This window comes from Streptomyces sp. NPDC001606 (assembly GCF_053596835.1).
Genome location: NZ_JBSFHC010000001.1, coordinates 742,072 through 765,595, shown reverse-complemented (window position 1 = coordinate 765,595; position 23,524 = coordinate 742,072). Strand labels below are relative to the sequence as shown.

Sequence of the window (23,524 nt, the reverse complement as noted above, 5' to 3'; positions counted from 1 at the left end):
AGGGGCGGGACTTAATCCGCCGTTAACTGTGCGTAACTTGATCGTACTTGACCGTAATCGGCGGACAGGGATTGACTGCTGTGCATCCGTCGCCGATGTGTGAGGCAAGCCCTTGACTTCCGATCTGCTCGCTCCCCTCGACCTGGCGTTCTGGAACATGGAGTCCGACCGGCATCCGATGCACCTCGGTGCGCTCGGTGTCTTCGGCGCGCACTCGCCGACCGCGGGAGCGCACGCGGCCGACCTGCTCGCGGCCCGCGCGGCCGCCGTCCCCGGGCTGCGCATGCGCATCCGGGACGTCTGGCAGCCGCTCGCCTTCGGCGCCGCCGCCCGGGAACCCGACCCGGACTTCGACCCGCTGCACCACGTCCGGCTGCACGCCCCCACCGGCGACTTCCAGGCGGTCGCCGGCCGGCTGATGGAGCGCCCGCTGGAGCGCGGCCGGCCGCCGTGGGAGGCGCACGTACTGCCCGGCGAGGACGGGGTGTCCTTCGCGGTGCTGTTCAAGTTCCACCACGCGCTCGCCGACGGGCTGCGCGCGCTCAAGCTCGCCGCCGGCGTCCTGGACCCCATCGACCTGCCCGAGCGCCCGCCCCGTGCCATCGAACCGCCGCGCGGCCTGCTGGCCGACGTGCGCCGGCTGCCCGGACTCGTCCCCGAGCTGGTCAGGGGCGCCCTGTCCGACGTCGGCCGGGCCCTGGACATCGGCGCCTCGCTGGCCCGCTCGACCCTCGGCATGCGCCCGACCTCCGCGCTCACCTCCCCGCCCAGCGGCACCCGTCGCACCGCCGGGGTCGTCCTCGACATCGACGATGTGCACCGGGTGCGCAAGACCGTCGGCGGCACCGTGAACGACGTCCTCATCGCCGTCGTCGCCGGTGCGCTGCGCCGCTGGCTGGACGAGCGCGGCGACGGCAGCAAAGGGGTGGCGCCCCGCGCCCTGATCCCCGTCTCGCGGCGCCGCCCGCGCACCGCGCACCCGCAGGGCAACCGGCTCTCCGGCTACCTGATACCGCTGCCGGTGGACGAACCCGACCCGCTCCACCGCCTCGGTGCCGTGCGGGCCGCGATGGTCCGGAACAAGGACGCGGGCCCCGACCGGGGCGCGGGTGCCGTCGCCCTGCTCGCCGACCATGTCCCCGCGCTCGGCCACCGGCTCGGCGGGCCGCTCGTCGGCCAGGCCGCCCGGCTGTGGTTCGACATCCTCGTCACCAGCGTGCCGCTGCCGGGGACCGGGCTCCGGCTCGGGGGCCACGAACTGGCCGAGGTGTATCCGCTGGCGCCGCTCGCGCCCGGGCAGTCCCTGGCGGTGGCGATCTCCACCTACCGGGGGCGGGTCCACTACGGCCTGGTCGCCGACGCGCAGGCCGTGCCGGACCTGGACGTGTTCGCGCGGGCGGTGGTGGAGGAGGTGGGGTCGCTGCTGGTGGCCTGCCAGGCCTGAGCCACGGCCGCGGGAGGTGGGGCGGAGCCGGTTCCGCCCCACAGCCACGGATGCCCCGCCAGCCCCGAAAGCCCCGGCAGACCCGTTCCTGATCATGGGTTTGGTGGCCGGGCCCACCGCTTCGTAAAATTCAGCGTTCGAAAGCGGGCGCGAGTCGGAGCGCTGCGCAGGTGATCAGGGAAGCGGCAGCGCGATGACGGTGACAGAAGACGGCCCCACGGCCATGGACGAGGTCGTCTACGGCCCCGGTATCGACCCGGAGCGGCTCGCCGTCTGCCTGAGCGTGCTGGAGGAGCTGGACCGGCTCGACGTGGACCACCCCGACGCGATCGCGGTGCGCCGGGCCACCTCGCACATCTACCGCACGGTGAAGCAGCGCCGCCGCCAGGAGCGCCGGGCCGCCAAGACCGCGCACGACAAGGCGGTCACCGAGGCCACCGCCACCGGCTCCGCCGAGCGCATCGACGACGAGACCGAGGGCATCCTGCCCTCCTCCAAGGTCGAGGAGGGGCGGATCGCGGGCATACTCCAGCGCCCGCGCTCCTGCTACACCTGCAAGACCCGCTATGTCGAGGTCGACTACTTCTACCACCAGCTCTGTCCCGAGTGCGCCCGGCTGAACCGGGCCAAGCGGGACGCCCGCGCCGACCTCACTGGCAAGCGCGCCCTGCTCACCGGCGGCCGCGCCAAGATCGGCATGTACATCGCGCTGCGGCTGCTGCGGGACGGCGCGCACACCACCATCACCACGCGGTTCCCCAAGGACGCCATCCGCCGGTTCAAGGCGATGGAGGACTCGGCGGACTGGCTGCACCGGCTGGAGGTCGTCGGCATCGACCTGCGCGACCCGGCGCAGGCCGTGGCCCTGTCCGAGCAGGTCGCCGAGGCCGGCCCGCTCGACATCCTGATCAACAACGCCACCCAGACCGTGCGCCGGCTGCCCTCCGCCTACGCGGCCCTGGTCGAGGGCGAGAACGCCCCGCTGCCCGCCGGTGAACTCCCCGCCCACCAGGTCATCGGCGCCTTCAACTCCGGCGCCGTCGACGGCATCGCCGCGCTGCCCGTCGGCACCAGCGGCCTGGAGGCGCAGAAGGTCGCCGACCTCGCCCTCGTCGCGGGCAACGCCAGCGTCGCCCGGCACCTGGACGGCACCGCCATCGACGCCGGCGGCCTCCTCCCCGACGTCGTCGAGAGCAACACCTGGGTGCAGACCATCGAGCAGATCTCCCCGGTCGAGCTGCTCGAGACCCAGCTGTGCAACTACACCGCGCCGTTCATCCTCATCAGCAAGCTGCGCCCGGCGATGGCCGAGGCCGCGCGGAAGGCGTCCAGCGGGCGCTCGTACGTCGTCAACGTCTCGGCGATGGAGGGCGTCTTCAACCGCGGTTACAAGGGCGCCGGTCACCCCAACACCAACGCCGCCAAGGCGGCCATGAACATGGTCACGCGGACCAGCGCCGACGAGATGTTCCGGACCGACGGCATCCTCATGACCTCCGTCGACACCGGCTGGATCACCGACGAGCGCCCGCACTTCGACAAGCTGCGGCTGGCCGAGGAGGGTTTCCACGCCCCGCTCGACCTGGTCGACGGCGCCGCGCGCGTATACGACCCGATCGTCCGCGGCGAGGCCGGCGATGACCTCTACGGCGTCTTCATGAAGGACTACGCGCCCGGCAAGTGGTGACCGGACGTTCGCGCACGTAGGCCGGACGGGTGATTCAGTCGACCCCTCATGTGCTGCGCTTCGTTACAAATAGCGGCATATTGAGGGGTATTGAGGGGCTGGGCTTAGCGCGATAGTTACACCAAGTTTGCGCTCCCTATCGAGCGCAGGGGCGCTCATTTGGTTAACCTGAGGTGGACGGACAGCAGTCAGGGGTCCCACCCACACCCATCGTCCGTCCCGGGGCGAGCCGGTCGACAACGGCCTGCTCCGCATGAGGTACCGGCGCCACCGCGTCCGAACTGGCCCTGTATCCAGACCTGAGCGGGCGTCGACCGCCGGAACGCAAGCTGTCCGGTATGCCCCAAGGGTGACCCGACACATAAGGAGTGCGCGGTGACACCGGAGAAGACGAATCCCGAACAGCGCCCCAAGGAACGCACGGAGCGCACGGGCCGACGGCCCGGAGAGATCGGCAGCCTCGACGTCTGGGCCCGGTCGGCCCCGATCCGCCTCGCCGGCTACGAGGACGACCTCGCCGAACCCCACATCCTGCCCAGCGTCGACTGACCCCGGGCCGCCTCCTCACGATGGCCGCTCGCATGGGCGTGACATGACAGACTCACGCCCATGCAGATCAGAGAAGCCGTGGCCGAGGACTGGCAGCGGATCTGGCCTTTCTGGCACCGCATCGTCGCCGCCGCCGAGACCTACTCCTGGGACCCCGACACCACCGAGGAAGCGGCCCGCGCTCTGTGGATGGCCCCCGCCAAGTGCGTCTACGTCGCCGAGGACCACGACGGCACCGTGGTCGGCTCCGCCTATCTCACCGCCAACTACGGCGGGCCCGCGGCCCGCGTGGCCAACGCCGGCTTCATGGTCGACCCCGACCACACCGGCCGCGGCGTCGGCCGCGCCCTCGCCGAGCACGTCCTGGCCGAGGCCCGCACGCACGGCTACCGCGCGATGGTCTTCAACGCCGTGGTGGAGACCAACCCCGCCGTCCGCCTGTGGACCTCCCTCGGCTTCACCGTCCTCGGCACGGTCCCGGCGGCGTTCGACCACCCCCGGCACGGACCGGTGGGGCTGCACATCATGTACCGCGCGCTGGACTAGGGTCCGTCACTGACGCGGGACCTCGATGCCCGCCGCGCGCAGATGCCCCTCGATCAGCGTGTTCAGCCGTGCGATGGACGGTGCCTCGTCCTCCCGATGGTGGTTGACCACGCCGTACCGGGAGGCCGCGTCGGGCCGGTGCCGTCGTACGGCCGGCATCGTCAGCAGCGCGCGGTCCGCCAGCAGGTTGGCGGCCACCGCGGAGGCCAGCTCCTCGATCCGCGGGTCGTCGGGATCCCAGGACCTCGCCTCCCAGCCGCGCTTGGTCAGCTCGACGAACTCGGGGTCGCCCAGCCGGTGTTCGAGGTTGACCAGGAAGAGGTCGAAGACCTCGGGAGCCAGCGCCCGCGACAGCACCAGGGCCTCCCGCTGGGTGGTGACGTATTCGGGGCTGAAGCCGAGCTCGGCGAGTCGGTCCAGGACCGCGCAGGCCCGGTCGGGCAGCAGGGCCCGATCGCCGTGGGCCAGCCGGTGCAGGGTGTCGCGGCGGGCGGTCAGCTCCTCGATCTGTGCGGTGAGCCGGCGGCGGACGTCGTCCAGGGCGGTGGCGAACCGCTCGGGCTCGGCGTCGAGCAGCTCGCCGATCTCGGCCAGCGGCACGCCCGCCCCCGCCACGGCCCTGACCTGGACGAGGCGCAGCAGATCGGCTGACCCGTAGCGCCGGTAGCCGGAATGGTCCCGTTCCGGCTCGGCGACCAGGCCGAGCCGGTGGTAGTGCCGCACCGTCTTCACGGTGATGCCGACGAAAGCCGCCGCCTGACCGATCGTGAGCCCGTCTGCCATGGCGCGAGCCTAGCGCTCATCTGTCGCCTTGACCTTGACCTTGGGGCAGGGTCCACGCTCCTCTCGCACCCGCCGACGCGAGATGAGGAATCACCATGAGTGAGCAGAACACCGCCGCCGCGCAGGACCGCCCCGAGCTGCGGAAGGCCATGCAGGAGATCGTCGACGCCGGTTTCGCCGGCGTGCAGCTGCGCGTGAACGACGAACTCGGAGAGTGGGCCGGCAGTGCCGGGGTGAGCGAGCTGGGCCGGACCGCGAAGCCGCCGACCGACGGGCACTTCAGGGTCGGCAGCGCCACCAAGACCTTCGTCGCGACCGTCGTCCTGAAGCTGGTGGCCGAGGGCCGGCTCGGCCTGGAGGACCCGGTGGCCGACCACCTGCCCGAGTTCGGGCTCGACCGGCGGATCACGGTACGGATGCTCCTCCAGCACACCAGCGGGCTGTTCAACTTCACCGGCGAGTTCTCCCAGGACGGGTCGGTCGAGGCCGGTGTGGTCGCCGGATGGGGCAAGGAGTGGGCGGACCTCCAGCATGCGACCTACCGGCCGGAAGAGCTGGTGCGGGGGGCGCTGGCGAAGCCGGCGCGGTTCGACCCGGGGACGGCCTGGAGCTACTCCAACACCAACTACGTCCTGGCCAGGCTGCTGATCGAGCAGGTCACCGGCCGCTCGCTGCCCGAGGAGACGCACCGGCTGATCCTGGGCCCGCTTGGGCTGACGGGCACCCTGCTGCCGGAGACCCGCGAGGAGATCCCCGAGCCGCACGCCCACGGCTACTACGGCTACGACGACGCCGGCCGGTGGAAGGTGATCGACACCACCCGTTTCAACCCTTCCTGGATATCCGCCGCCGGCGACATGATCTCGACCAGCCGGGACCTCCACACGTTCTTCGCCGCACTGAACGGCGGCAAGCTCATCCCGTCCGAGCTGCTGGCCGAAATGCGCGTCCCTGACCCCACGATGGGGTACGGACTGGGCGTGTTCGTGGAGGAACTGGACGGCGGCGGCACCATCCTCCACCACAACGGAGGGTTCTGGGGCTGGGGCGCGCTGATGTACAGCACGCCCGACGGCACCAGGACCCTGACCGGCTCGCTGACCTCCGGGGACGCCGAAATGGACCTGCCCACCCTGGCCGGGACGTTCGAGAAGGTGAAGCAGACCCTAGTCAAGGCGGTGTTCGCCTAGGAGGCGTCCCCGGGTCGGCCCGGGACGGCGCCGCTAGCCCGCCACCGGCGCCGTCCGCCGCCAGGGGTGCAGCCGCTCCAGCTCCTCCGCCACGGCCAGCAGGGCGGCCTCCGTGCCCGGGCGGCCGACGAGCTGGACGGCGCACGGTGCGCCCGAGGGCAGGGTGCCGAAGGGGACGGACATCGCGGGCCAGCCCGTCAGGTTCCACGGCGGGGTGAACGGCGAGTACGCCGTGTTGGCCAGCACATTGCGCAGCCAGCCGCGCTGGTGCCACGGCCCCGCCTGCGGGGAACGCCGGGCCAGCGCCGGGGTGAGCAGCACGTCGTGTTCGGTGAGGAACGGCAGCAGCCGGTTCCGCAGCCGCTCCCGGCCGTCGCCGGTGCGCACCGTGCGGACGAACTGCCGGCCCACCGCCGCGTGCACCCGGGTCCGCGGGGCCAGCCGTGCCGGATCCAGCGCCGCCGCGTCCACCGCCGTACCCGCCGTCCAGTGCTGGAGCGAGGTCACGCCCAACGACAGCGGGTACGGCGGCTCGGCCCGCCGCACTCGGTGCCCGGCCCGTGCCAGCACCCCCGCCGCCTGCCGCACCGCGGTCGTGTACGGGCGGCTCACGCGCACCCCGGCGAGCGGACTGCGCAGCCCCACGGCGATCGTCAGACGGGCCGGCTCGTCCGCCGCCGGGACATCCGTGCCGCCCAGCACACCGAGCAGCAGCCGCAGATCCGCCACCGTCGTGGCCAGCGGACCGTTCTCCGACATGCCGAACCAGTCGCCGTTGCCGATCCCTGCCGGCAGCACCCCGTGTCCCGGCTTCAGCGTCACCAGGCCGCAGTTGGCGGCCGGGATGCGCAGCGAGCCCATGCCGTCGTTGCCGAGCGCCAGCGGCACCAGCCCTGCGGCCACCGCGGCCGCGCTGCCCCCGGAGGAACCGCCCGCCGTACGGGAGGGGTCCCACGGATTGCGCGTGGTGCCGTACACCCCCTCCGTGGTGCCGAAGACACACAGCTCGGGCACGTTCGTCAGACCCACCACGACCGCACCGGCGGCCCGCAGCCGGGCCACCGTGACATGGTCCTCGGCGGCCGGTGTGTCCGCGGTGGCGGCCGAGCCGTTCCGGCACGCCTCACCGCGCACGGCCAGATTGTCCTTCACCGCCACCGGCACACCGGCGAGCGGCAGTTCGGCGAGGTCGGAACGGGCGGCCACCTCGTCCGCCTCGGCGAGCGCCGCCGCGCCGCGGACCTTCCGGAACGCCTCGATCCGTCCGTCGAGCCGCTCGATCCGCGCGAGGTGCTCGGCCACCACCTCCCGGGGCGTGACCCGCTTCCCGCGCACGGCGTCGGCGATCTCGATGGCGCTCCGCCCGGCCCAGTTCCCCACGGCACTCCTCGACTACTCGCTGGTATCAAGCACGGTGCAGGGAGAACTGTGCCGCCTCCGCGCCGCCACGTCGAGAGGCGGGCGGGCTCATCCGGACGAGCCGGGCCCGCCGCCCGCCGCCGCCCCCGTGCTGGCCCGGCCCGTCAGCCGCGGCACCGGTACGCGGACCGCGCGGGCCGGTGCGCCGTCCAGCAGCGCGAGCAGTTCACGGGCCGCCGTACGGCCGAACTCCGCGCTGTCGCGGGAGAGGGCGGAGAGGCGGGGGGTGACCATACGGCACAGGGCCGAGTCCTCCCAGGACACCACGGAGACGTCCCCGGGGACGCGGAAACCGAGTTCGGCCGCGGCGGCCAGACCGGCCACGGCCATCACGTCGTTGTCGTAGATGAGCGCCGTCGGCGGTGCCGGCCCCCGCAGCACCCGGCGGGTCACGGCGGCCCCCTGCGCGTCGGAGTAGTCGGTGGGGACCGAGCGGACCTCGGTGAGGCCGTGCCGCTGCGCCTGGGCGCGCAGCGTGGCGATACGGCGCTGGGTGTGCGCCAGCTCCGGCAGGCCGGCGATGTGCACGATCCGGCGGTGCCCGAGTGCCGTCAGCTCGTCCACCACGGAGGCCATCGCGCCGGCGTCGTCCGCCCACACCGTGGACAGGCCGGGGTGGTGCGTGCCCGGCGCGCCGCCGATCAGCACGGCGGGCAGGCCCAGCTCGTCCAGGAGGGTGGGGCGCGGGTCCTCGGCGCGCGGGTCGGCCACGAGGACGCCGTCCACCCGGTGCTCGGCCCACCAGCGCCGGTACACCGCGCACTCCTCGGTCACGTTCTGCGCCACCTGGAACAGCAGACCCAGGTGGCGCTCGGCCAGCACCTCCTGGACGCCGGAGACGAGTTGCAGGAAGAAGGAGTCGACGCCCAGCGTGGGCGCGGGCCGCGCGAGGACCAGGCCGACCGTCGCGGCGCCCTCGCCGGACAGCGCGCGGGCCGCCGTGCTGGGCCGCCAGCCCAGCTGCTCCGCGACCCGGCGGACCCGCGCCCGGGTGGCCTCGGAGACACCGGGACGGCCGTTCAGCGCGAAGGAGACGGCGCTCTCGGAGACCCCGGCCCGGCGGGCGATGTCCTTCATGGTCGGTCGGCGCGCGGGAGACCGTCTGGCCGGCACATCCATGTCCCGCCCCCTTCCGGTACGAGCTAATGCGCTTGAGGGTCAAGACCCTAAAGCGCATTAGCGAATCGCGGCAAGCTTTCCGCCAGAGCCCCGCTGACCTGCCCTGTTGAAACGCTAATTTCTTTAGCCAGGACGGGCTCATTGACTTTCCCGGAAAACGCCGGGCAATGTCGTCGGCGTCGCCCCCAACTGCCCTCCTGGTCAAGGGAGTCGTGCCGCCATGCCCCTGTCCCGCAGATCCCTCGCCGCCGCTGCCCTCACCCTCCTGCTGCCGCTGAGCGCCTGCGGCTCCGGAAGCGGCGGTGGGGGACAGCCCGACGCCTCCGGAAAGATCCAGGGGGACATCACCTTCCAGACCTGGAATCTGCGGGCCGACTTCACGCCGTACTTCGACGGCCTGATCGCCGACTTCGAGAAACAGCACCCCGGCACCCATGTGAAATGGATCGACCAGCCCGCCGAGGGCTACCCGGACAAGCTCAGCGCGGACGCCGCCGGCGGCACCCTGCCCGACGTCGTCAACGTCTCCCCGGACCTGGTCGCCCCGCTCGCCAGGGCCGGACTCGCCCTCGACCTCGACAAGGCCGCCGCGAAGTACCGGGCCGAGTACCTGCCCGGCGCCTGGGCCGGCCACCGGGTGCCGGGCATGAGCGGCACCTACGCCTTCCCCTGGTATCTGAACACCGGGCCGCTGTTCTACAACAAGGACCTGTTCGCACAGGCCGGGCTCGACCCCGACCGGCCGCCCAGGACGTACGGCGAACTCTTCGCCGACGCCCTGCGGATGGCCCACCGCAGCGGCGGCCGGGTCGCCACCCTCGCCAACGTGCCCACCATCGAGGACTTCGGGCGCTACGGCGTCCCGCTGATGAACAAGCAGGGCACCGCGTTCGCCTTCAACGACGCCAAGGGCATCGAACTGCTCACCAGGTACAAGGAGTTGTACGACGCCAAGGCGCTCGACCCGCAGGCGCTGACCGCCACCCCGGAGTCCTCCGGAAAGAAGTTCCTCACCGGCGCCGTCGCCATGAACCCCGGCAGCGCCCTCGACCTCGACAACTTCAAGAAGAACGCGCCGGACCTCTACCGGCACATCGGCATCACCGACCAGATCACCAGCACCGGGCACGTCAACATGTACGTGATGGGCGTGATGGTCAACTCCCGGAGCGGGCACATCCCGGCCGCCGTCGCGTTCGCCCACTTCGTCACCGACGCGCGCAACCAGATGTCCTTCGCCCGGAAGGTCGCCATCTTCCCCAGCACCGCCGGCTCCCTCGACGACCCGTACTTCACCAAGGAGGACGGCACCGACGAGACCCGGGTCCGGATCGCCGCCGCCACGTCCCTGAAGACAGCGGTCAACTACACCCCGGTGCTGTTCAGCGACCAGATGAAGACCGCGCTGCGCAACGAGGTCGCCAAGGCGCTCCAGGGCAAGGAGACCCCCCGGGAAGCCCTCGACAACGCTGTCAGGGCCGCCGACCGCCTGCTCCAGCAGAGCTGACCCGGCCATGGCCGCCGCCACCCGCATCAGACGACAACGCCTGCTCAGCCCCTGGCTGTTCGCCGCACCGGGACTGCTGGTCACCGGCGCCTTCGTGCTCTACCCGTTCCTGTCCACCCTGGTGAACTCCCTCACCGACCGGCGCACCCTGCTGCCCGGCCGCTTCGTCGGCCTCGCCAACTTCCGTGAGCTGCTCCACGACGACATGTTCTGGACCGGGCTGCGCAACAGTGCGCTGTACGTCCTCGGCGTCGTACCCGCGCTGGTCGTGCTGCCCCTGCTGCTCGCCCTGCTGGTGCAGAAGAACATCCCCGGCATCGCCTTCTTCCGCTCCGCCTTCTACACCCCCGTCGTCGCCTCCATCGTGGTGGTCGGACTGATCTGGGTGTGGCTGCTGGACGAGCGGGGCCTGGTCAACTCGGTGCTGGAGGCGGTGGGCATCGGCCGGATCGGGTTCCTCAGCGACCAGTGGCTGCTCCTGCTCAGCGCGATGGCCGTCACCGTGTGGAAGGGCCTCGGCTACTACATGATCATCTACCTCGCCGCGCTCGCCGACGTGCCCCGCGAACTGCACGAGGCCGCCGCCGTCGACGGCGCCGGACCGGTACGCCGCTTCCTCACGGTCACCGTGCCCGCCGTACGCCCCACCATGGTCCTGGTCGCCGCGCTGTCCTCGGTCGCCGCGTTCAAGGTCTTCTCCGAGGTGTACCTGATGGCCGGACCGAGCGGCGGACCGGCCGGCGAGGACACCACCCTGGTCATGCTCGTCCAGCGCACCGGCACCGGACTGACCGGACGGGTCGGCTACGCCTCCGCCCTCTCCGTCGTCGTGTTCGCCGTCACCGTCGCGCTGATGCTGCTGGTGCTGCGCGCCGACCGGCGGGAGGAGCCGTGAGCGTCGTGGAGCGGACCCGGCAGGCGCCGCCCGCCGGCCCCGCGCCCCGGGCGGCCCGGCGCACCGCTTGGTCCGGCCGCCGGCCCGGTGCGGTCGAGCTGGGCCTGCGCTACCTGCTGCTGCTCGCGGTCCTCGCCCTGACCGCCGGCCCGTTCCTGTGGGAGCTGTCCACCTCCCTCAAGGGCCCCACCGAGGACATCTACGGCTCCCCGCCGAGCCTCCTGCCCGCCCACCCCACGCTGCACAACTACACCCGGGTCGCCCGGACCATCCCCGTCTGGGACTACGCCCTCAACTCCCTGAAGGTCGCCGCGGCCAACGTCGTGACCAACTGCGTCGGCGCGGCCCTCGCCGGATACGCCCTGGCCCGGCTGCGCTACCGCGGCCGCCGCGTGACCGCGCTCGTGTTCGTGCTGGCCATGCTGGTGCCCGGCGAGGGCATCCTCATCGCCCAGTTCACCACCATGCGCGAACTCGGCCTGAACAACACCCTCGTCGGCGTCGTCCTGCCCGGCTCGATCGGCGCGCTGAACGTGCTGCTGATGCGCGGCGCCTTCCGCAACCTGCCGTACGAGATCGAGGAGGCGGCCTACGTCGACGGCGCGAACGTCTGGCAGCGGTTCCTGCGCATCGCCCTGCCCTCCGTCAAGGGCAGTCTCGCCGTCGTGGCGATCTTCGCCTTCATGGGCGCCTGGGACGACTTCCTCTGGCCGCTGATCGTGCTCAGCGACCCGTCCCGGTTCACCCTCACCATCGGCCTCGACTATCTGCACGGCACCTTCGCCGACGACGAACGGCTCGTCGCCGCCGGCACCGTCATCGCCGTGGCGCCGCTCCTCGCCCTCTTCGCCTGCCTCCAGCGGTACTTCTTCCGCGGCGTCGGCGAGGGCGCCGTCAAGGGCTGAACCGCCGTACGCCACAAGGACACACCATGCCTGCTGCCGTACGCTTCGGCGTCAACTACACGCCCAGCGAAGGATGGTTCCACCACTGGCTCGACTTCGACCTCGACTCCGTGCGCGCCGACCTCGACGGCATCGCACGACTGGGCCTGGACCACATCCGGGTCTTCCCGCTCTGGCCCTACTTCCAGCCCAACCGCACCCTGATCCGGCCCCGCGCCGTCGCCCAGCTGGTGGCGCTCGCCGACGCCGCCGCCGAACGCGGCCTCGACATCAGCGTGGACGGCCTCCAAGGGCACCTGAGCAGCTTCGACTTCCTGCCCGCCTGGACCCGCACCTGGCACCGGCGCAACCTGTTCACCGACCCGCGCGTGCTCGACGGCCAGGCCGACTATCTGCGCACCCTCGCCGCCGCCCTCGCCGACCGGCCCACCTTCCTCGGCATGACCCTGGGCAACGAGGTCAACCAGTTCTCCGCCGGCCCCCACCCGGACCCCGACCGGGCGAGCGCCGACCAGATCGACGCCTGGCTCACCCGCATGCTCGCCGCCTGCGAACAGGGCGCCCCCGGCCGGCAGCACCTGCACGCCGAGTACGACGCCACCTGGTACCAGGACGACATGCCGTTCACCCCCGCCCAGGCCGCCCGCCGCGGCGCCCTCACCGCGGTGCACTCCTGGGTCTTCAACGGCACCGCCCAGCGCCACGGCCCTACCTCCGTCCCGGCCGAACACCACGCCGCCTATCTGATCGAGCTGAGCAAGGCCTGGGCCGACGACCCGCACCGCCCCGTCTGGCTCCAGGAGGTCGGCGCACCCGCGCCGCTCGTCCCCGCCGAACACGCGGCCGCCTTCGCCACGGCCACCATCGACAACGCCCTGGACTGCCCGGACCTGTGGGGCATCACCTGGTGGTGCTCCCACGACGTCGCCCGTGAACTGGCCGACTTCCCCGAACTCGAACACACCCTCGGCCTCTTCACCAGCGCCCGGCGCCCCAAGGACATCGCCCGGGTGCTGGCCGCCGCGGCCCGGACCCCGCGCTCCGCCCCGGCCGTACGCGGCACCGCCCTGGTCGTCCCCGCCGACCCCCGGCACCGCTCCCGCTGCGCCCCCGGCGGCCCGGTCTACGACGCCTTCTTCCGCCTCGTCGCCGACGGCGCCCGCCCCACCACCGTGCTGGACACCCGCGCCGGCGACCACGGCCACCTCGCCGCGCGCGGCATCACCGAGGTCGTCACCCACGACCAGGTACGCCCCACACCCCCGGGAGGCACCCGCTCGTGAACCCCACCCGACGCGCCGTCCTGCTCGCCGCCGGCGCGGCCGCCCTCGGCCCCGCCCGGCCCGCCGCCGCTTCCCCGCGCTCCACCGCGGCCACCCCGCCGTACGCCTCCTACTGGTACCCGGACTCCCTGCCCTCCGGCAGCCCCGGCCCCGGCATCACCTGGCGCAGCCTGAAGAGCTGGCACCCGGCCGACGATCCCGACCTGCCCTGCAACGCCGCGTCCGTGCCGCTCGCCCCCCGCTTCACCCCCACCCCGGCCAACCGCTCGGCCCGGTCCGGCCAGGCCCGCATCCAGGCCCTGGTCTCCTTCGCCCCCACCTCCGCCAACCCCGCCCAGGGCTCGGCCACCGCCGACTACTACACCCCGACCCACTGGGCCTACCTCGACGAGCTGGTGTTCTGGGGCGGCTCGGCCGGCGAGGGGCTGATCCTGGCCCCCAACGCGCCGGTCGTGGACGCGGCCCACCGGCACGGCGTCCCCGTCCTCGGCACCGTCTTCCTGCCCCCGGAGGCGTACGGCGGACAGCTGCGGTGGACCCGGGACCTGGTGCAGCGGGACGCCGCCGGGCGCCATCCGCTGGCGGCCCGGCTCGTCGCGGTCGCGGCGGCGTACGGCTTCGACGGCTGGTTCCTCAACGCCGAGACCGGCGGCGGGGACACCGCGCTCGGCACCGCGATGACCGGCTTCGTCCAGGAGCTGAGGACGCTCGCGGCCGCCCGGGGACAGCGGGTGACCTGGTACGACGCGATGACCGTGGACGGCACCGTGGACTGGCAGGGCGCCCTGGACAGCCGGAACGAAGCCTTCTTCCAGGCCGCCGACGCCCTGTTCGTGGACTTCGGCTGGAGCGCGGCCACGCTCGCCGCCTCGGGCACCGAGGCCGGCCGGCTGGGGCGCAGCCGGTACCAGCTGTGGGCCGGGGTCGACGTCGAGTCGAACGGGACCGGTACGCCCGTCGACTGGGACGCGATCGTGCCGGCCGGCTCGCCGCACACCACCTCGATCGGCTTCTACCGGCCGGAGTGGACGCGGAACCACCTGCCCGCCGACCGGCGCGCCCCCGAGGACTTCCACGCCGCCGACGACCGGTTCTGGACCGGGCGGTCCCTGGATCCCGCCCGGCCGGACCCCGACGATCCCTGGCGGGCGCCGGCGGTGTCGGTGGCGGACCGGTCGACGGTGACCTCGGTGCCGTTCGCGAGCGTCTTCAACACCGGCCACGGGCTGCGCTGGTACGAGGCGGGGGTCGTCACCTCGCGGACGCCGTGGAACCATCTCGGGCTCCAGGACCGGCTGCCGTCCCGGCAGTGGGTGGTGCGGACGGCCGGAGCGCGGCCCACGGTCGGCTTCGACTTCGCGGACGCGTGGCGGGGCGGCAGCAGTGTGCTGGTCGCCGGCGAACCGGATCAACCCGTGGTGGTCGATGTGTACGCCACCCGGCTGCCGATCGGTGACGACGCGGTGGTCGAGCTGATCCACCGGACCGACGCGGGGCGTGTGCACGTGGAGCTCGCCGTGGCCATGGCCGAGCCGAGCGGCGCCGGGGCGACACCGCCGTACACCTATCTGCCGGTGAACTCGGTCAACACCGAGCCGGTCCACCGCTGGCAGCGGTCGACGCTGCGGCTCACCGGGTGGTCCGGCACGATCCACGCCCTCGGCGTCCGCCTCACCGCCACCGCCGGTGCCACCCCGGGCACCCCCGCCGGGCCGGTGCGCTGGCGGCTCGGCGGGATCGCCGTCCGCGCCGCCGGCACCCCGCCCACCCCCGCCGCCCCCTCCGGCGCCCGCGTCACCGCGGCCACGGGCGGCGATCTCCGGCTCGCCTGGCACCCGGCCCCCGGCACCGTCCGCCACTACACCCTGCACCGCCTCCTCCGCGACGGCACCCGCCGCTTCCTCGGCGCCACCTGTCAGCACGCCTACTTCCTCTCCGGCCTCCGCCGCGAACCGGGCGAGCGGACCGCACGGTTGGAGATACGCGCCGTAGGGGAGCTGTACACCTCGTCAGCGCCCGCCACCGTCACCCACCCCTGGTGATCACCGCGGTCACCGGAACCCAGCAGGGAGCACCCCCGTATGCATGACGACCGCACTCTGGTGGAAGCCCGCCTCCGGCGTGTCCTCGACGAACGCATCCGTCCCGCCGTGTACCCCGAGTCCGTGCCGCTCCAGGTCGCGGTGTGGCACGCGTCCGGGGAGCCCGTACCCGTGGCGCAGGGGCTCGCCGCCGAGCCCGAGCCGATCGCGGTGGGCGCCCGCTGGGGCGCCCCCTGGGGCACCAGCTGGTTCCGGGTGACCGGCACCGTGCCGCCGGAGTGGGCCGGCCGGACCGTCGAGGCCCTGCTCGACCTGGGCTTCGACGAGAACATGCCCGGCTTCCAGTGCGAGGGCCTGGTCTACCGGCCCGACGGCACCCCGGTGAAGGGCCTCAACCCGCGCAACCAGTGGGTCCGCGTCGGCGCGCCCGTCGCCGGCGGCGAGGAGGTCCGGCTGCACATCGAGGCCGCCTCCAACCCGGTCATCCTCGACTACCACCCCTTCCTGCCCACCCGGCTCGGCGACCAGGACACCGCCGGGCACGAACCGCAGTACACCCTCACCCGCATGGACCTCGCCGTCTTCGACGAGACCGTCTGGCAGCTCGTGCTGGACCTGGAGGTGCTCGGTGAGCTGATGGCCGAGCTGCCCGTGGACTCCGCCCGCCGCCACGACCTCCTGCGCGCGGTGGAGCGGGCCCTGGACGCCGTCGACCTCCAGGACGTCAACGCCACCGCCGACCGCGCCCGGCAGCAGCTGACCGGGGTGCTGTCCGCGCCCGCCGTGCCCTCCGCGCACCGCATCAGCGCCGTCGGACATGCGCACATCGACTCGGCCTGGCTGTGGCCGCTGCGCGAGACGGTACGCAAGGTGGCCCGTACGACGTCCAACATGACCGCATTGCTGGACGACGAGCCCGACTTCGTCTTCGCCATGTCCCAGGCCCAGCAGTGGGCGTGGGTGAAGGAGCACCGGCCCGAGGTCTGGGCGCGGGTCAAGAAGGCGGTGGCCGAGGGCCGGTTCGTGCCGGCCGGCGGGATGTGGGTGGAGTCGGACACCAACATGCCCGGCTCGGAGGCGATGGCCCGGCAGTTCGTGCACGGCAAGCGGTTCTTCCTCGACGAGTTCGGCATCGAGAACGAGGAGGCCTGGCTGCCGGACACCTTCGGCTTCGCCGCCGGACTCCCGCAGATCATCCGGGCGGCCGGCTCGAAGTGGCTGCTGACCCAGAAGATCTCCTGGTCGCAGACGAACACCTTCCCGCACCACACCTTCTGGTGGGAGGGCATCGACGGCACCCGGATCTTCACCCACTTCCCGCCCGTCGACACCTACAACTGCTCCATGAAGGGCAGCGAACTCGCCCACGCGGCACGGAACTTCAGGGACAAGGGCCGGGCCCGGCACTCCCTCGCCCCCACCGGCTGGGGCGACGGAGGAGGCGGCACCACCCGGGAGATGGTCGCCAAGGCCGCCCGGCTGCGCGACCTCGAAGGCTCCGCCACCGTCGTCTGGGAGACCCCGCGCGCCTTCTTCGAGAAGGCCGAGGCCGAGTACCCCGACCCGCCCGTCTGGGTCGGCGAGCTGTACCTCGAACTGCACCGCGCCACCCTCACCAGCCAGGCCCGGACCAAGCAGGGCAACCGGCGTGCCGAACACCTGCTGCGTGAGGCGGAACTCTGGGCCGCGACCGCCGCCGTACGCACCGGTTTCCGCTACCCCTATGCGGAGCTGGACCGCATCTGGAAGACGGTCCTGCTGCACCAGTTCCACGACATCCTGCCCGGCTCGTCCATCGCCTGGGTGCACCGGGAGGCACGCGCCACCTACGAGCGGGTCGCCGCCGAACTGAACGGCATCATCGCCGCCGCCCAGCGCGCCCTGGCCGGGGACGGCACCACGCAGCTGGTCTTCAACTCCGCTCCGCACCCGCGGCACGGCGTCCCCGCCGGCGGTGCCGCCCCGGCGGCCGTGGACGGCCGGACGACACTCACCGCACGCGAGGGCGGCGGACACGTCCTCGACAACGGACTGCTGCGCGTCGAGGTCGACGCACGCGGTCTCGTCGTGTCGGCCTACGACCTGGCCGCGGGCCGCGAGACCATCGCCCCCGGCGCCGCCGCCAACCTGCTCCAGCTGCACCCGGACTTCCCGAACATGTGGGACGCCTGGGACGTCGACGCCTTCTACCGCAACACCGTCACCGACCTCACGGACGCCGACGAGACCGGCGCGGGCGAGGACGGCGCGTCGGTGCGGATCGTACGGACCTTCGGCGGCTCGCGGGTCACCCAGCTGCTGTCACTGCCGCCGGGCGAGCCCCGGCTGGTCATCGACACCGAGGTCGACTGGCACGAGACCGAGAAGTTCCTGAAGCTGGCCTTCCCGCTCGACCTGCACGCCGAACGGTACGCGTCCGAGACCCAGTTCGGGCACGCCTACCGCCCGACCCACACCAACACCTCCTGGGAAGCCGCCAAGTTCGAGGCCTGCAACCACCGCTTCGTCCACCTGGCCGAGCCCGGCTGGGGCGTCGCCGTCGTCAACGACTCGACGTACGGCCACGATGTGACCCGAACCGTCCGCGGACCCGGTGAGCGCGGTACGACCACCACGGTCCGGGTCTCGCTGCTGCGCGCCCCGCGCTTTCCCGACCCCGAGACCGACCAGGGCGTCCACCGCTTCCGGCACGCCCTGGTGCCGGGCGCCTCGATCGCGGACGCGGTCCGCGAGGGCTGGCGGATCAATCTGCCCGAGCGGCCCACCACCGGCGCCCACCCGGTCGCCCCGCTGGTCACCGTGGACGACGACGCGGTCGTCATCACGGCGGTCAAACTCGCCGACGACGGCAGCGGTGACGTGGTGGTCCGCTTCCACGAGGCACACGGCGGCCGGGTCCGCGCCACCCTCACGGCCGGCTTCGACATCGCGGAGCACACGGTGACGGACCTGCTGGAACGGCCCTGCGGCGAGGACGAGCCACCGGCCCGGGACGGCAACCGGCTCACGGTCGCGCTGCGGCCGTTCCAACTGATGACGCTGCGTCTGCGGCGCCGCTGACCCGGGGCCTGCCCGCGTCCCCTGTGCCGACGCGGGCAGGCAGGCCGTCGCACCCGGCATCACCTGCCGTCCGGCAGGGGGCCGAGGTCTCCTTCGAGGGTGGTCTGGACGATCGGGGGCCGGCCCCACAGGGCCAGCAGTTCATTGGCGAGCGCCACGACCGACAGCGGATCCTCGGTGCCGTACACCGAGACGGCGGCGGCCGACAGGGTGCGCGGCACAGCTTCGGCGTCCAGGAGGCGGCGCCAGTCCGCGGGACCGAGTTCCAGGAACTCCAGCCCGGTGAGGGCGGCGATCTCCAGCGGATCGGCGAGCGTGCCGGGGTAGGCGGTGAGGGTCCGCAGCCGGGGCAGCCCGACGACCGGGGCCAGGCTGAGGGGTTCGGCGTCCCACACCCCGATGGACAGGACCTCCAGGCCGGGGTGTGCGGCGGCCTCGACACCGGGCACGCCCACGCCACTGCTGTTGACGTACGCCACCGCCTCCGGCCCGCCCGTGCCTCCCGAGCCTCTGCCGTGCTCGGCGTGCCGGCCCAGCACCAGGTCGGTCAGCGAGTCGGCGATCAGTTCGGCGCCGATGTTCTCCTCATGGCCGATCATGATGATCTGCCCCAGGTGGCCCCGCGGACCGGGCGTCAGATCGACGGCCAGCCGGTCGCCGCCGCCGTTGTCCCCGAACACGATCCAGCCGGGGGAGCCGACCAGGCCCTGCACGGCGGCGTCCGGCGGGGTGACGACCGCTTCCTTGGCCGCGAACCGCCAGGGGCAGCGCCGGGACGATGCCACGGCGACGTAGAGGTCGTCCAGCGGGAAGAGTTCGCAGCCGACCGCTCTGCATTCGCGTTCCGCCGCCTCGTCGTCGTCACCCCAGTCCTCCCAGCGGGCCCGGGTCACCCGGTAGAGCGCCTTCAGCTCCTCGGGCAGGGCGATGCCGAGGCGTGCTTCGGCCGCCGCGATCTCCTCCTCCGTCGCGCCGACGGCGCCGGGCAGCCGCTCGCGGAGCGTGCGGTGCAGGAGCCGTACGTCGGCGGACGGGGCCGGCACCGCCCCCGGCACCGGTTCGGGTCCGCGGCGCCACGGCTCGGGCACGGCGCCCTCGACCAGCACGAGCGCCCCCGGATGCGGCCTGCCGATGCCGGGCTCCACGGCCGGGCTGGGGGCGAGCAGCCGCAGTACCGTCCTGCCGTCCGGTGCCGTCTGTGCCGTGAACGAGATGTCACCGATGCCGGCTTCCGCGAGCGCGCCCTGCACCCGCTCCACGGCCTCGACCTCCTCGCGCATGTCCTCGTACTGTGCGGCCCGGCCCGGCCGCCGCCGGTGCCGCACGGGCAGACTCCAGCCGTGCCGGCCTATGTTCCCCGCGACGCGGAGACCGGCCGCGCCCTGCTCGGCCGCAGCGCTGCCCCGCAGCAGCCGCAGCACGGGCGCCCAGGTCGCGAAGTCGTGGAGGGAGGTGGAGGAGGGCGGGGAAAGCAGGGGAGGGATCCGATCAACCATGCTCCGACCGTACGCGGATCAGCCTGGAGCTGAGGGGGTGGGTGGCGCGGTTGGTCTGACAAGTACGACGCTGCCCTGACACCCTGTCAATGGGCTTTCCAGTTCGCATTGTCGGGGATCGTCTTTTCGGGCACATGCACCTGGATGAGGGACGGGCCGTCGGTGTTCTCCAGCGCACCCGTCACGGCATCCCGCAACTCGCCGTACGTCCCCACTTCCCACCCCCGGCAGCCGAAGACCTCTGCCAGCTTGCTGTACTTCCACCGGTGCAGCAGACAGGGCTTGTAGAACGGTTCGTCGGAATGGAATATCCCTGCGTCGGCGAGCCACTGCTCCACGGCGTAGACGCCGTTGTCGATGACGAAGATGATCGGATCGAGCCCGAACCGGGTCTGTGTCGAGAGGCATTGGGCGGTCATCTGGAAGCCGCCGTCACCCGAGAAGACCATGACCCTCTGTTCGGGCCCCTTCGCCAGGCAGATCCCCGTCGCAGCCGGTCCGCTGTAACCGATCGACGAGTAGGACGACTGCACGACGAACCCGCCCGGCCTGGGCACATCGAGCAGCAGGCTCCCGAAATAGTTCATGCTCGCGTCGGCGCTCACGATGGTGTTGGTGTCGACGTACTGCTGGATGTAGGTGTAGAACCCCTGGTACGTGATGACGTCGGTATCGCCCCCGGTCGGCACGCTGTGCGCCGGCTTGTCCGGGAGCTTGCGCTCTTTGCGTTCGATCTGTCTCGCCAGGATGTCGTCGACCAGGTGCTCGAGCGCGACCTGGCCGCCGAAAAAGGTTCCGAACTTGACCGCGTCGAACGAGGCGAACGCCGTCTTGTCGTAGTCCGGGTCCCAGCCCAGCGAGTTGATGTCCGTCAGCCACACGCCGAGGGCCAGGATGAAGTCGGACTGGTCCGCCAGACTCGTCACGGCCGTCGAGGATGCCTGGCCGTCGAGCACGCCGACGAACAGCCCGTCGTCCTCGGAGACGACCGCCTTGCTCAGGAGTTCCGTGACGAACGGGACGTTGAGTTGGTGGATCAGACTCAGGGCCTTGTCCTGGAGGCCGAACCGGTCGATCTCCACACCGAGCCAGACGAGCGGGTTCTCGGCGCTTGCGAGCCGTGCGCAGATCCTGTCCACCGACTGTTGCAGGCTGGTCTCGTCCGACAGGATCCTGGCCGGCTTCAGCTCGCCTCTCGGCTGCTCGCACTCCAGGTCGACCATGTCCTGGAGCAGCTCGATATAGATCGGACGCCGCTCGCTGATGCACTGGGTCAGCGCATAATCGATCAACGTCGGTGCGAGGTCCGGATTGTCGATCCGTATAGCCGCGACCGTCAGATGCTCGAAGGACTGAAGATCCGTCTGGCGTCCGCTGATGAAGTGATGCGCACTGAAGCCGGTCTGCTCGAAGGTGATGGTCTTCTTGACGCTCGGTGTGCCGTTGATCAGCACCAGCGGCACCTTCTCGACATAGGCGCCGGCGACAGCATTCACGGCACACAGCGCCCCCGCGGAGTAGGTGACGCAGAGGGCGCCGATTCCCTTCAGCCGTGCATAGCCGTCCGCCGCATAACCGGCGTTCACCTCGTTGACTTCCTCGACGATGTCGATTCCGTTGGGCGCGACATACCGGTTCAGCCACTCTATCGAGTAGTCGCCCGCGATGGCGAACAGGTGCTCCAGACCGAGCTGGCGCAGGCGGTCCACCAGGTATTGTCCTACAGTGCAGCCCTCGTTCATGGCGGAACACCTCCGTGGTCAGTAGTCGCTCGCGCCGCCGAACAGCCGGGGCATGTAGATGTCGAAGATTCCCGGGCACTTCCGCTCCGGATACCGTTGCAGCAGGAAGTCCTTGAAGGCGTCGTCCACCAGCCCGTTGCCGATGGCCTGTTGTGCGGCGGCGAGGTACTCGATGTTGCGGGCGACCTCGTTCTTGTCGGCGGGCAAGCCGTGGCCCGGCATGATCAACTCGCAGTCCGACGCCAGGATTCCTTGCAGCACCCGAATCCAGTGGTCCATGTGTTTCGTCAGATACAGATGGGTGCCGCTGTAGACCAGGTCCTGAGCGAAGAACACGCCCAGGTCGGGGAGTTCCACGGTGAGGTGGTAGTCGATCTCGGTATCCGTCACCCGGTCGAGGACATACCTGACCCCGTCGATCGTCTCCTCACCGGGACGGGCGACTTCTTTCGGCACCACTATGCGCTCCGGGGCGAGGTCACCGAGTTTCCAGTGGTCGCTTCTCGACTCCTCCCCGTGGTCGTGGATGAAGGTCATGGTTTCGGACAGCGCGTGGACCGTGATGTCGGTGAACGCGGTCCCCAGACCGAACCAGTGGTCGGGGTGCCGGTGAGAGAGGTACAGCCGCTCGATCGGCTTGCCCAGACTGTCCGCGTAGTCCCGGAACGCCCTCGCATAGGGGGCGAGGAACTGCCCGTCGACGAGAACCAGCTGGTTCTTGGTCTCTATGATGTGCGTGGCGTTCGCGATATTGCTGTACGCGAAGGACGCGACGAACGTGTGAATACGGACATCGTCCGTCTGCTTCACGACCATGACGATGGGATCTGACAGCTGACCCGGCATGCGAAACCTCCCGGAGGCTATGGGATCCGCGACCGCAGCTCCTCCAGCGCGGCCTCTGCGACGTCGTAGGCGCTGTCCCTGCCGGGCACCGCGTCGTCCTCGCCCGGTCGCCAGAACCGCCGGCGTGCCATGCGCATGGAGCGGTCGAACGGCGGGATCGCGTTGAACACTTCGATCAGGTACGGCCCCTGATACACCGGCTCGATCTCGTTCAGGACGGTGTCCCACGGGATCCAGCTGTCCTTCACCGCGCCCCGGTCGGGGGCAGAGATATGGACGTAGTAGAGCCGCTTCTGTTCCACGGCTCGTCTGACGTTGTCCTTGAGGACCGACGGACCCTGGCTCTCCATCACGAGCTGCGCGGTGTCGATCGTCACGCCGCCCTGCGGGTGCTCCAGGCCCTCCAGGAAGTCCAGTGCTTCCGAGACCATGTTGGGTGGCGGCGTCTCCCAGCTCTTGACGGGTTCGACGGCGAGCTTCACCTCTTGCGCGGTGGCGTACTCCACCAGCTCTTCGAAGACGGAACGCGCCGCGTCGTAGCGCGGCTCCATCCAGTCTTGCAGGGCGTCGCTCCAGATCGGCTCATCGGTGTCGGTGACCGGAAAGACCCCGTAGGGGTAGAGGAACGGCCCGGACATGATCGAGTCGCCGCCCAGGACGCTCGTGATGTCGACGCGTGACTTCAGGTAGGACAGAGCCTGCCTGCGCTGCTCCTCGTACGGGGACGTCGGGTCGAAGGTCCGCGTGGTCCCCACATTGGTGGTGAACCTCACCCCGCCGAACCCGGCCTGGTCGAACGCCTTCCTGAGGCGGACATAGCTGTCGACCTCGAGCTTGTGCACGACGGTCGGGGGCTGGGCGGCGATATGCACGTCGAAGCCGTCGTAGCCCATGGCGGTCAGGGCGTCCAGGTGATCGATCAGGGTTCGCGTGTACCGTGCGTCCAGCGGCCGCAGGTCGGCCGTGAACATGAAGAAGCTGAAGAACACGTCTCGTCGTTTCGCGTTCATC

18 protein-coding genes are annotated in these 23,524 nt (G+C 71.5%); 11 read left to right on the top strand and 7 right to left on the bottom strand.

Annotated features, from left to right (window positions below):
* The first annotated feature begins 112 nt into the window (after nucleotides 1-112).
* The 4 genes from ACWCV9_RS03375 to ACWCV9_RS03360 all read left to right on the top strand — a co-directional run bounded on the left by ACWCV9_RS03375 (nucleotide 113) and on the right by ACWCV9_RS03360 (nucleotide 4,226).
* Nucleotides 113-1,444: a wax ester/triacylglycerol synthase family O-acyltransferase gene (locus ACWCV9_RS03375; protein WP_450784015.1), complete on the top strand. Its 1,332-nt coding sequence runs from the start codon at nucleotides 113-115 to the stop codon at nucleotides 1,442-1,444.
* A 193-nt stretch (nucleotides 1,445-1,637) separates the two neighbouring features.
* Nucleotides 1,638-3,131 carry an SDR family NAD(P)-dependent oxidoreductase gene (locus tag ACWCV9_RS03370; RefSeq protein ID WP_450784014.1) on the top strand — a complete coding sequence of 498 codons (1,494 nt, stop codon included), beginning with the start codon at nucleotides 1,638-1,640 and terminating at the stop codon, nucleotides 3,129-3,131.
* A gap of 375 nt (nucleotides 3,132-3,506) precedes the next feature.
* Entirely contained in the window at nucleotides 3,507-3,680 is a 174-nt protein-coding gene (locus ACWCV9_RS03365) for a hypothetical protein (protein ID WP_385846121.1), read from the top strand.
* Nucleotides 3,681-3,740: 60 nt separating this feature from the next.
* A complete protein-coding gene (locus tag ACWCV9_RS03360) occupies nucleotides 3,741-4,226 on the top strand; it encodes an N-acetyltransferase family protein (RefSeq protein WP_450784013.1) in 486 nt (161 codons plus the stop codon).
* A gap of 6 nt (nucleotides 4,227-4,232) precedes the next feature.
* Here ACWCV9_RS03360 and ACWCV9_RS03355 read toward each other — a convergent pair whose 3' ends face one another.
* A complete protein-coding gene (locus ACWCV9_RS03355; protein WP_450784012.1) occupies nucleotides 4,233-5,009 on the bottom strand; it encodes a MerR family DNA-binding transcriptional regulator in 777 nt (258 codons plus the stop codon).
* A gap of 95 nt (nucleotides 5,010-5,104) precedes the next feature.
* Between ACWCV9_RS03355 and ACWCV9_RS03350 the strand changes: the two genes are divergently transcribed.
* Nucleotides 5,105-6,199 carry a serine hydrolase domain-containing protein gene (locus ACWCV9_RS03350; RefSeq protein WP_450784011.1) on the top strand — a complete coding sequence of 365 codons (1,095 nt, stop codon included), beginning with the start codon at nucleotides 5,105-5,107 and terminating at the stop codon, nucleotides 6,197-6,199.
* A gap of 33 nt (nucleotides 6,200-6,232) precedes the next feature.
* On the opposite strand, the gene ACWCV9_RS03345 is transcribed toward ACWCV9_RS03350, so the two are convergent.
* Nucleotides 6,233-7,579, bottom strand: coding sequence for an amidase (locus tag ACWCV9_RS03345; protein ID WP_450784010.1), 1,347 nt, complete (start codon nucleotides 7,577-7,579; stop codon nucleotides 6,233-6,235).
* Nucleotides 7,580-7,666: 87 nt separating this feature from the next.
* Nucleotides 7,667-8,731, bottom strand: a complete 1,065-nt coding sequence (locus ACWCV9_RS03340; RefSeq protein ID WP_450784238.1) for a LacI family DNA-binding transcriptional regulator — start codon at nucleotides 8,729-8,731, stop codon at nucleotides 7,667-7,669.
* A gap of 226 nt (nucleotides 8,732-8,957) precedes the next feature.
* On the opposite strand from ACWCV9_RS03340, the gene ACWCV9_RS03335 reads away from it, so the two are divergent.
* Genes ACWCV9_RS03335 through ACWCV9_RS03310 form a run of 6 tightly spaced genes read left to right on the top strand, consistent with a single transcriptional unit; the run spans nucleotide 8,958 to nucleotide 18,429 of the window.
* The gene (locus tag ACWCV9_RS03335; protein WP_450784009.1) at nucleotides 8,958-10,244 is read left to right on the top strand and encodes an ABC transporter substrate-binding protein; all 1,287 of its coding nucleotides are present in this window, start codon (nucleotides 8,958-8,960) and stop codon (nucleotides 10,242-10,244) included.
* Between the two features lie 7 nt (nucleotides 10,245-10,251).
* Nucleotides 10,252-11,139 (top strand): carbohydrate ABC transporter permease, encoded by an 888-nt coding sequence (locus ACWCV9_RS03330; RefSeq protein WP_450784007.1) that lies wholly within the window; start codon nucleotides 10,252-10,254, stop codon nucleotides 11,137-11,139.
* On the top strand, nucleotides 11,136-12,044 hold the full coding sequence (locus ACWCV9_RS03325; protein WP_450784006.1) for a carbohydrate ABC transporter permease: 909 nt from the start codon (nucleotides 11,136-11,138) through the stop codon (nucleotides 12,042-12,044). Before ACWCV9_RS03330 ends, ACWCV9_RS03325 begins: the two co-directional genes overlap by 4 nt.
* Before the next feature lie 26 nt (nucleotides 12,045-12,070).
* Nucleotides 12,071-13,327 (top strand): glycoside hydrolase 5 family protein, encoded by a 1,257-nt coding sequence (locus tag ACWCV9_RS03320; RefSeq protein ID WP_450784005.1) that lies wholly within the window; start codon nucleotides 12,071-12,073, stop codon nucleotides 13,325-13,327.
* Complete coding sequence (locus ACWCV9_RS03315) at nucleotides 13,324-15,369, top strand: endo-beta-N-acetylglucosaminidase (RefSeq protein WP_450784003.1); 2,046 nt, start codon at nucleotides 13,324-13,326, stop codon at nucleotides 15,367-15,369. The genes ACWCV9_RS03320 and ACWCV9_RS03315 overlap by 4 nt, the downstream gene beginning before the upstream one ends.
* Nucleotides 15,370-15,408: 39 nt before the next feature.
* Nucleotides 15,409-18,429, top strand: coding sequence for an alpha-mannosidase (locus ACWCV9_RS03310; RefSeq protein ID WP_450784002.1), 3,021 nt, complete (start codon nucleotides 15,409-15,411; stop codon nucleotides 18,427-18,429).
* Between the two features lie 59 nt (nucleotides 18,430-18,488).
* Here ACWCV9_RS03310 and ACWCV9_RS03305 read toward each other — a convergent pair whose 3' ends face one another.
* The 4 genes from ACWCV9_RS03305 to ACWCV9_RS03290 form a co-directional block, all read right to left on the bottom strand.
* Entirely contained in the window at nucleotides 18,489-19,925 is a 1,437-nt protein-coding gene (locus ACWCV9_RS03305; RefSeq protein ID WP_450784000.1) for an SMI1/KNR4 family protein, read from the bottom strand.
* Nucleotides 19,926-20,011: 86 nt separating this feature from the next.
* On the bottom strand, nucleotides 20,012-21,667 hold the full coding sequence (locus ACWCV9_RS03300; protein ID WP_450783999.1) for an alpha-keto acid decarboxylase family protein: 1,656 nt from the start codon (nucleotides 21,665-21,667) through the stop codon (nucleotides 20,012-20,014).
* Between the two features lie 18 nt (nucleotides 21,668-21,685).
* Nucleotides 21,686-22,477 (bottom strand): MBL fold metallo-hydrolase, encoded by a 792-nt coding sequence (locus ACWCV9_RS03295; protein ID WP_450783998.1) that lies wholly within the window; start codon nucleotides 22,475-22,477, stop codon nucleotides 21,686-21,688.
* Between the two features lie 53 nt (nucleotides 22,478-22,530).
* The gene (locus ACWCV9_RS03290) at nucleotides 22,531-23,523 is read right to left on the bottom strand and encodes a sugar phosphate isomerase/epimerase family protein (protein WP_450783997.1); all 993 of its coding nucleotides are present in this window, start codon (nucleotides 23,521-23,523) and stop codon (nucleotides 22,531-22,533) included.
* Nucleotide 23,524: the final 1 nt, after the last annotated feature.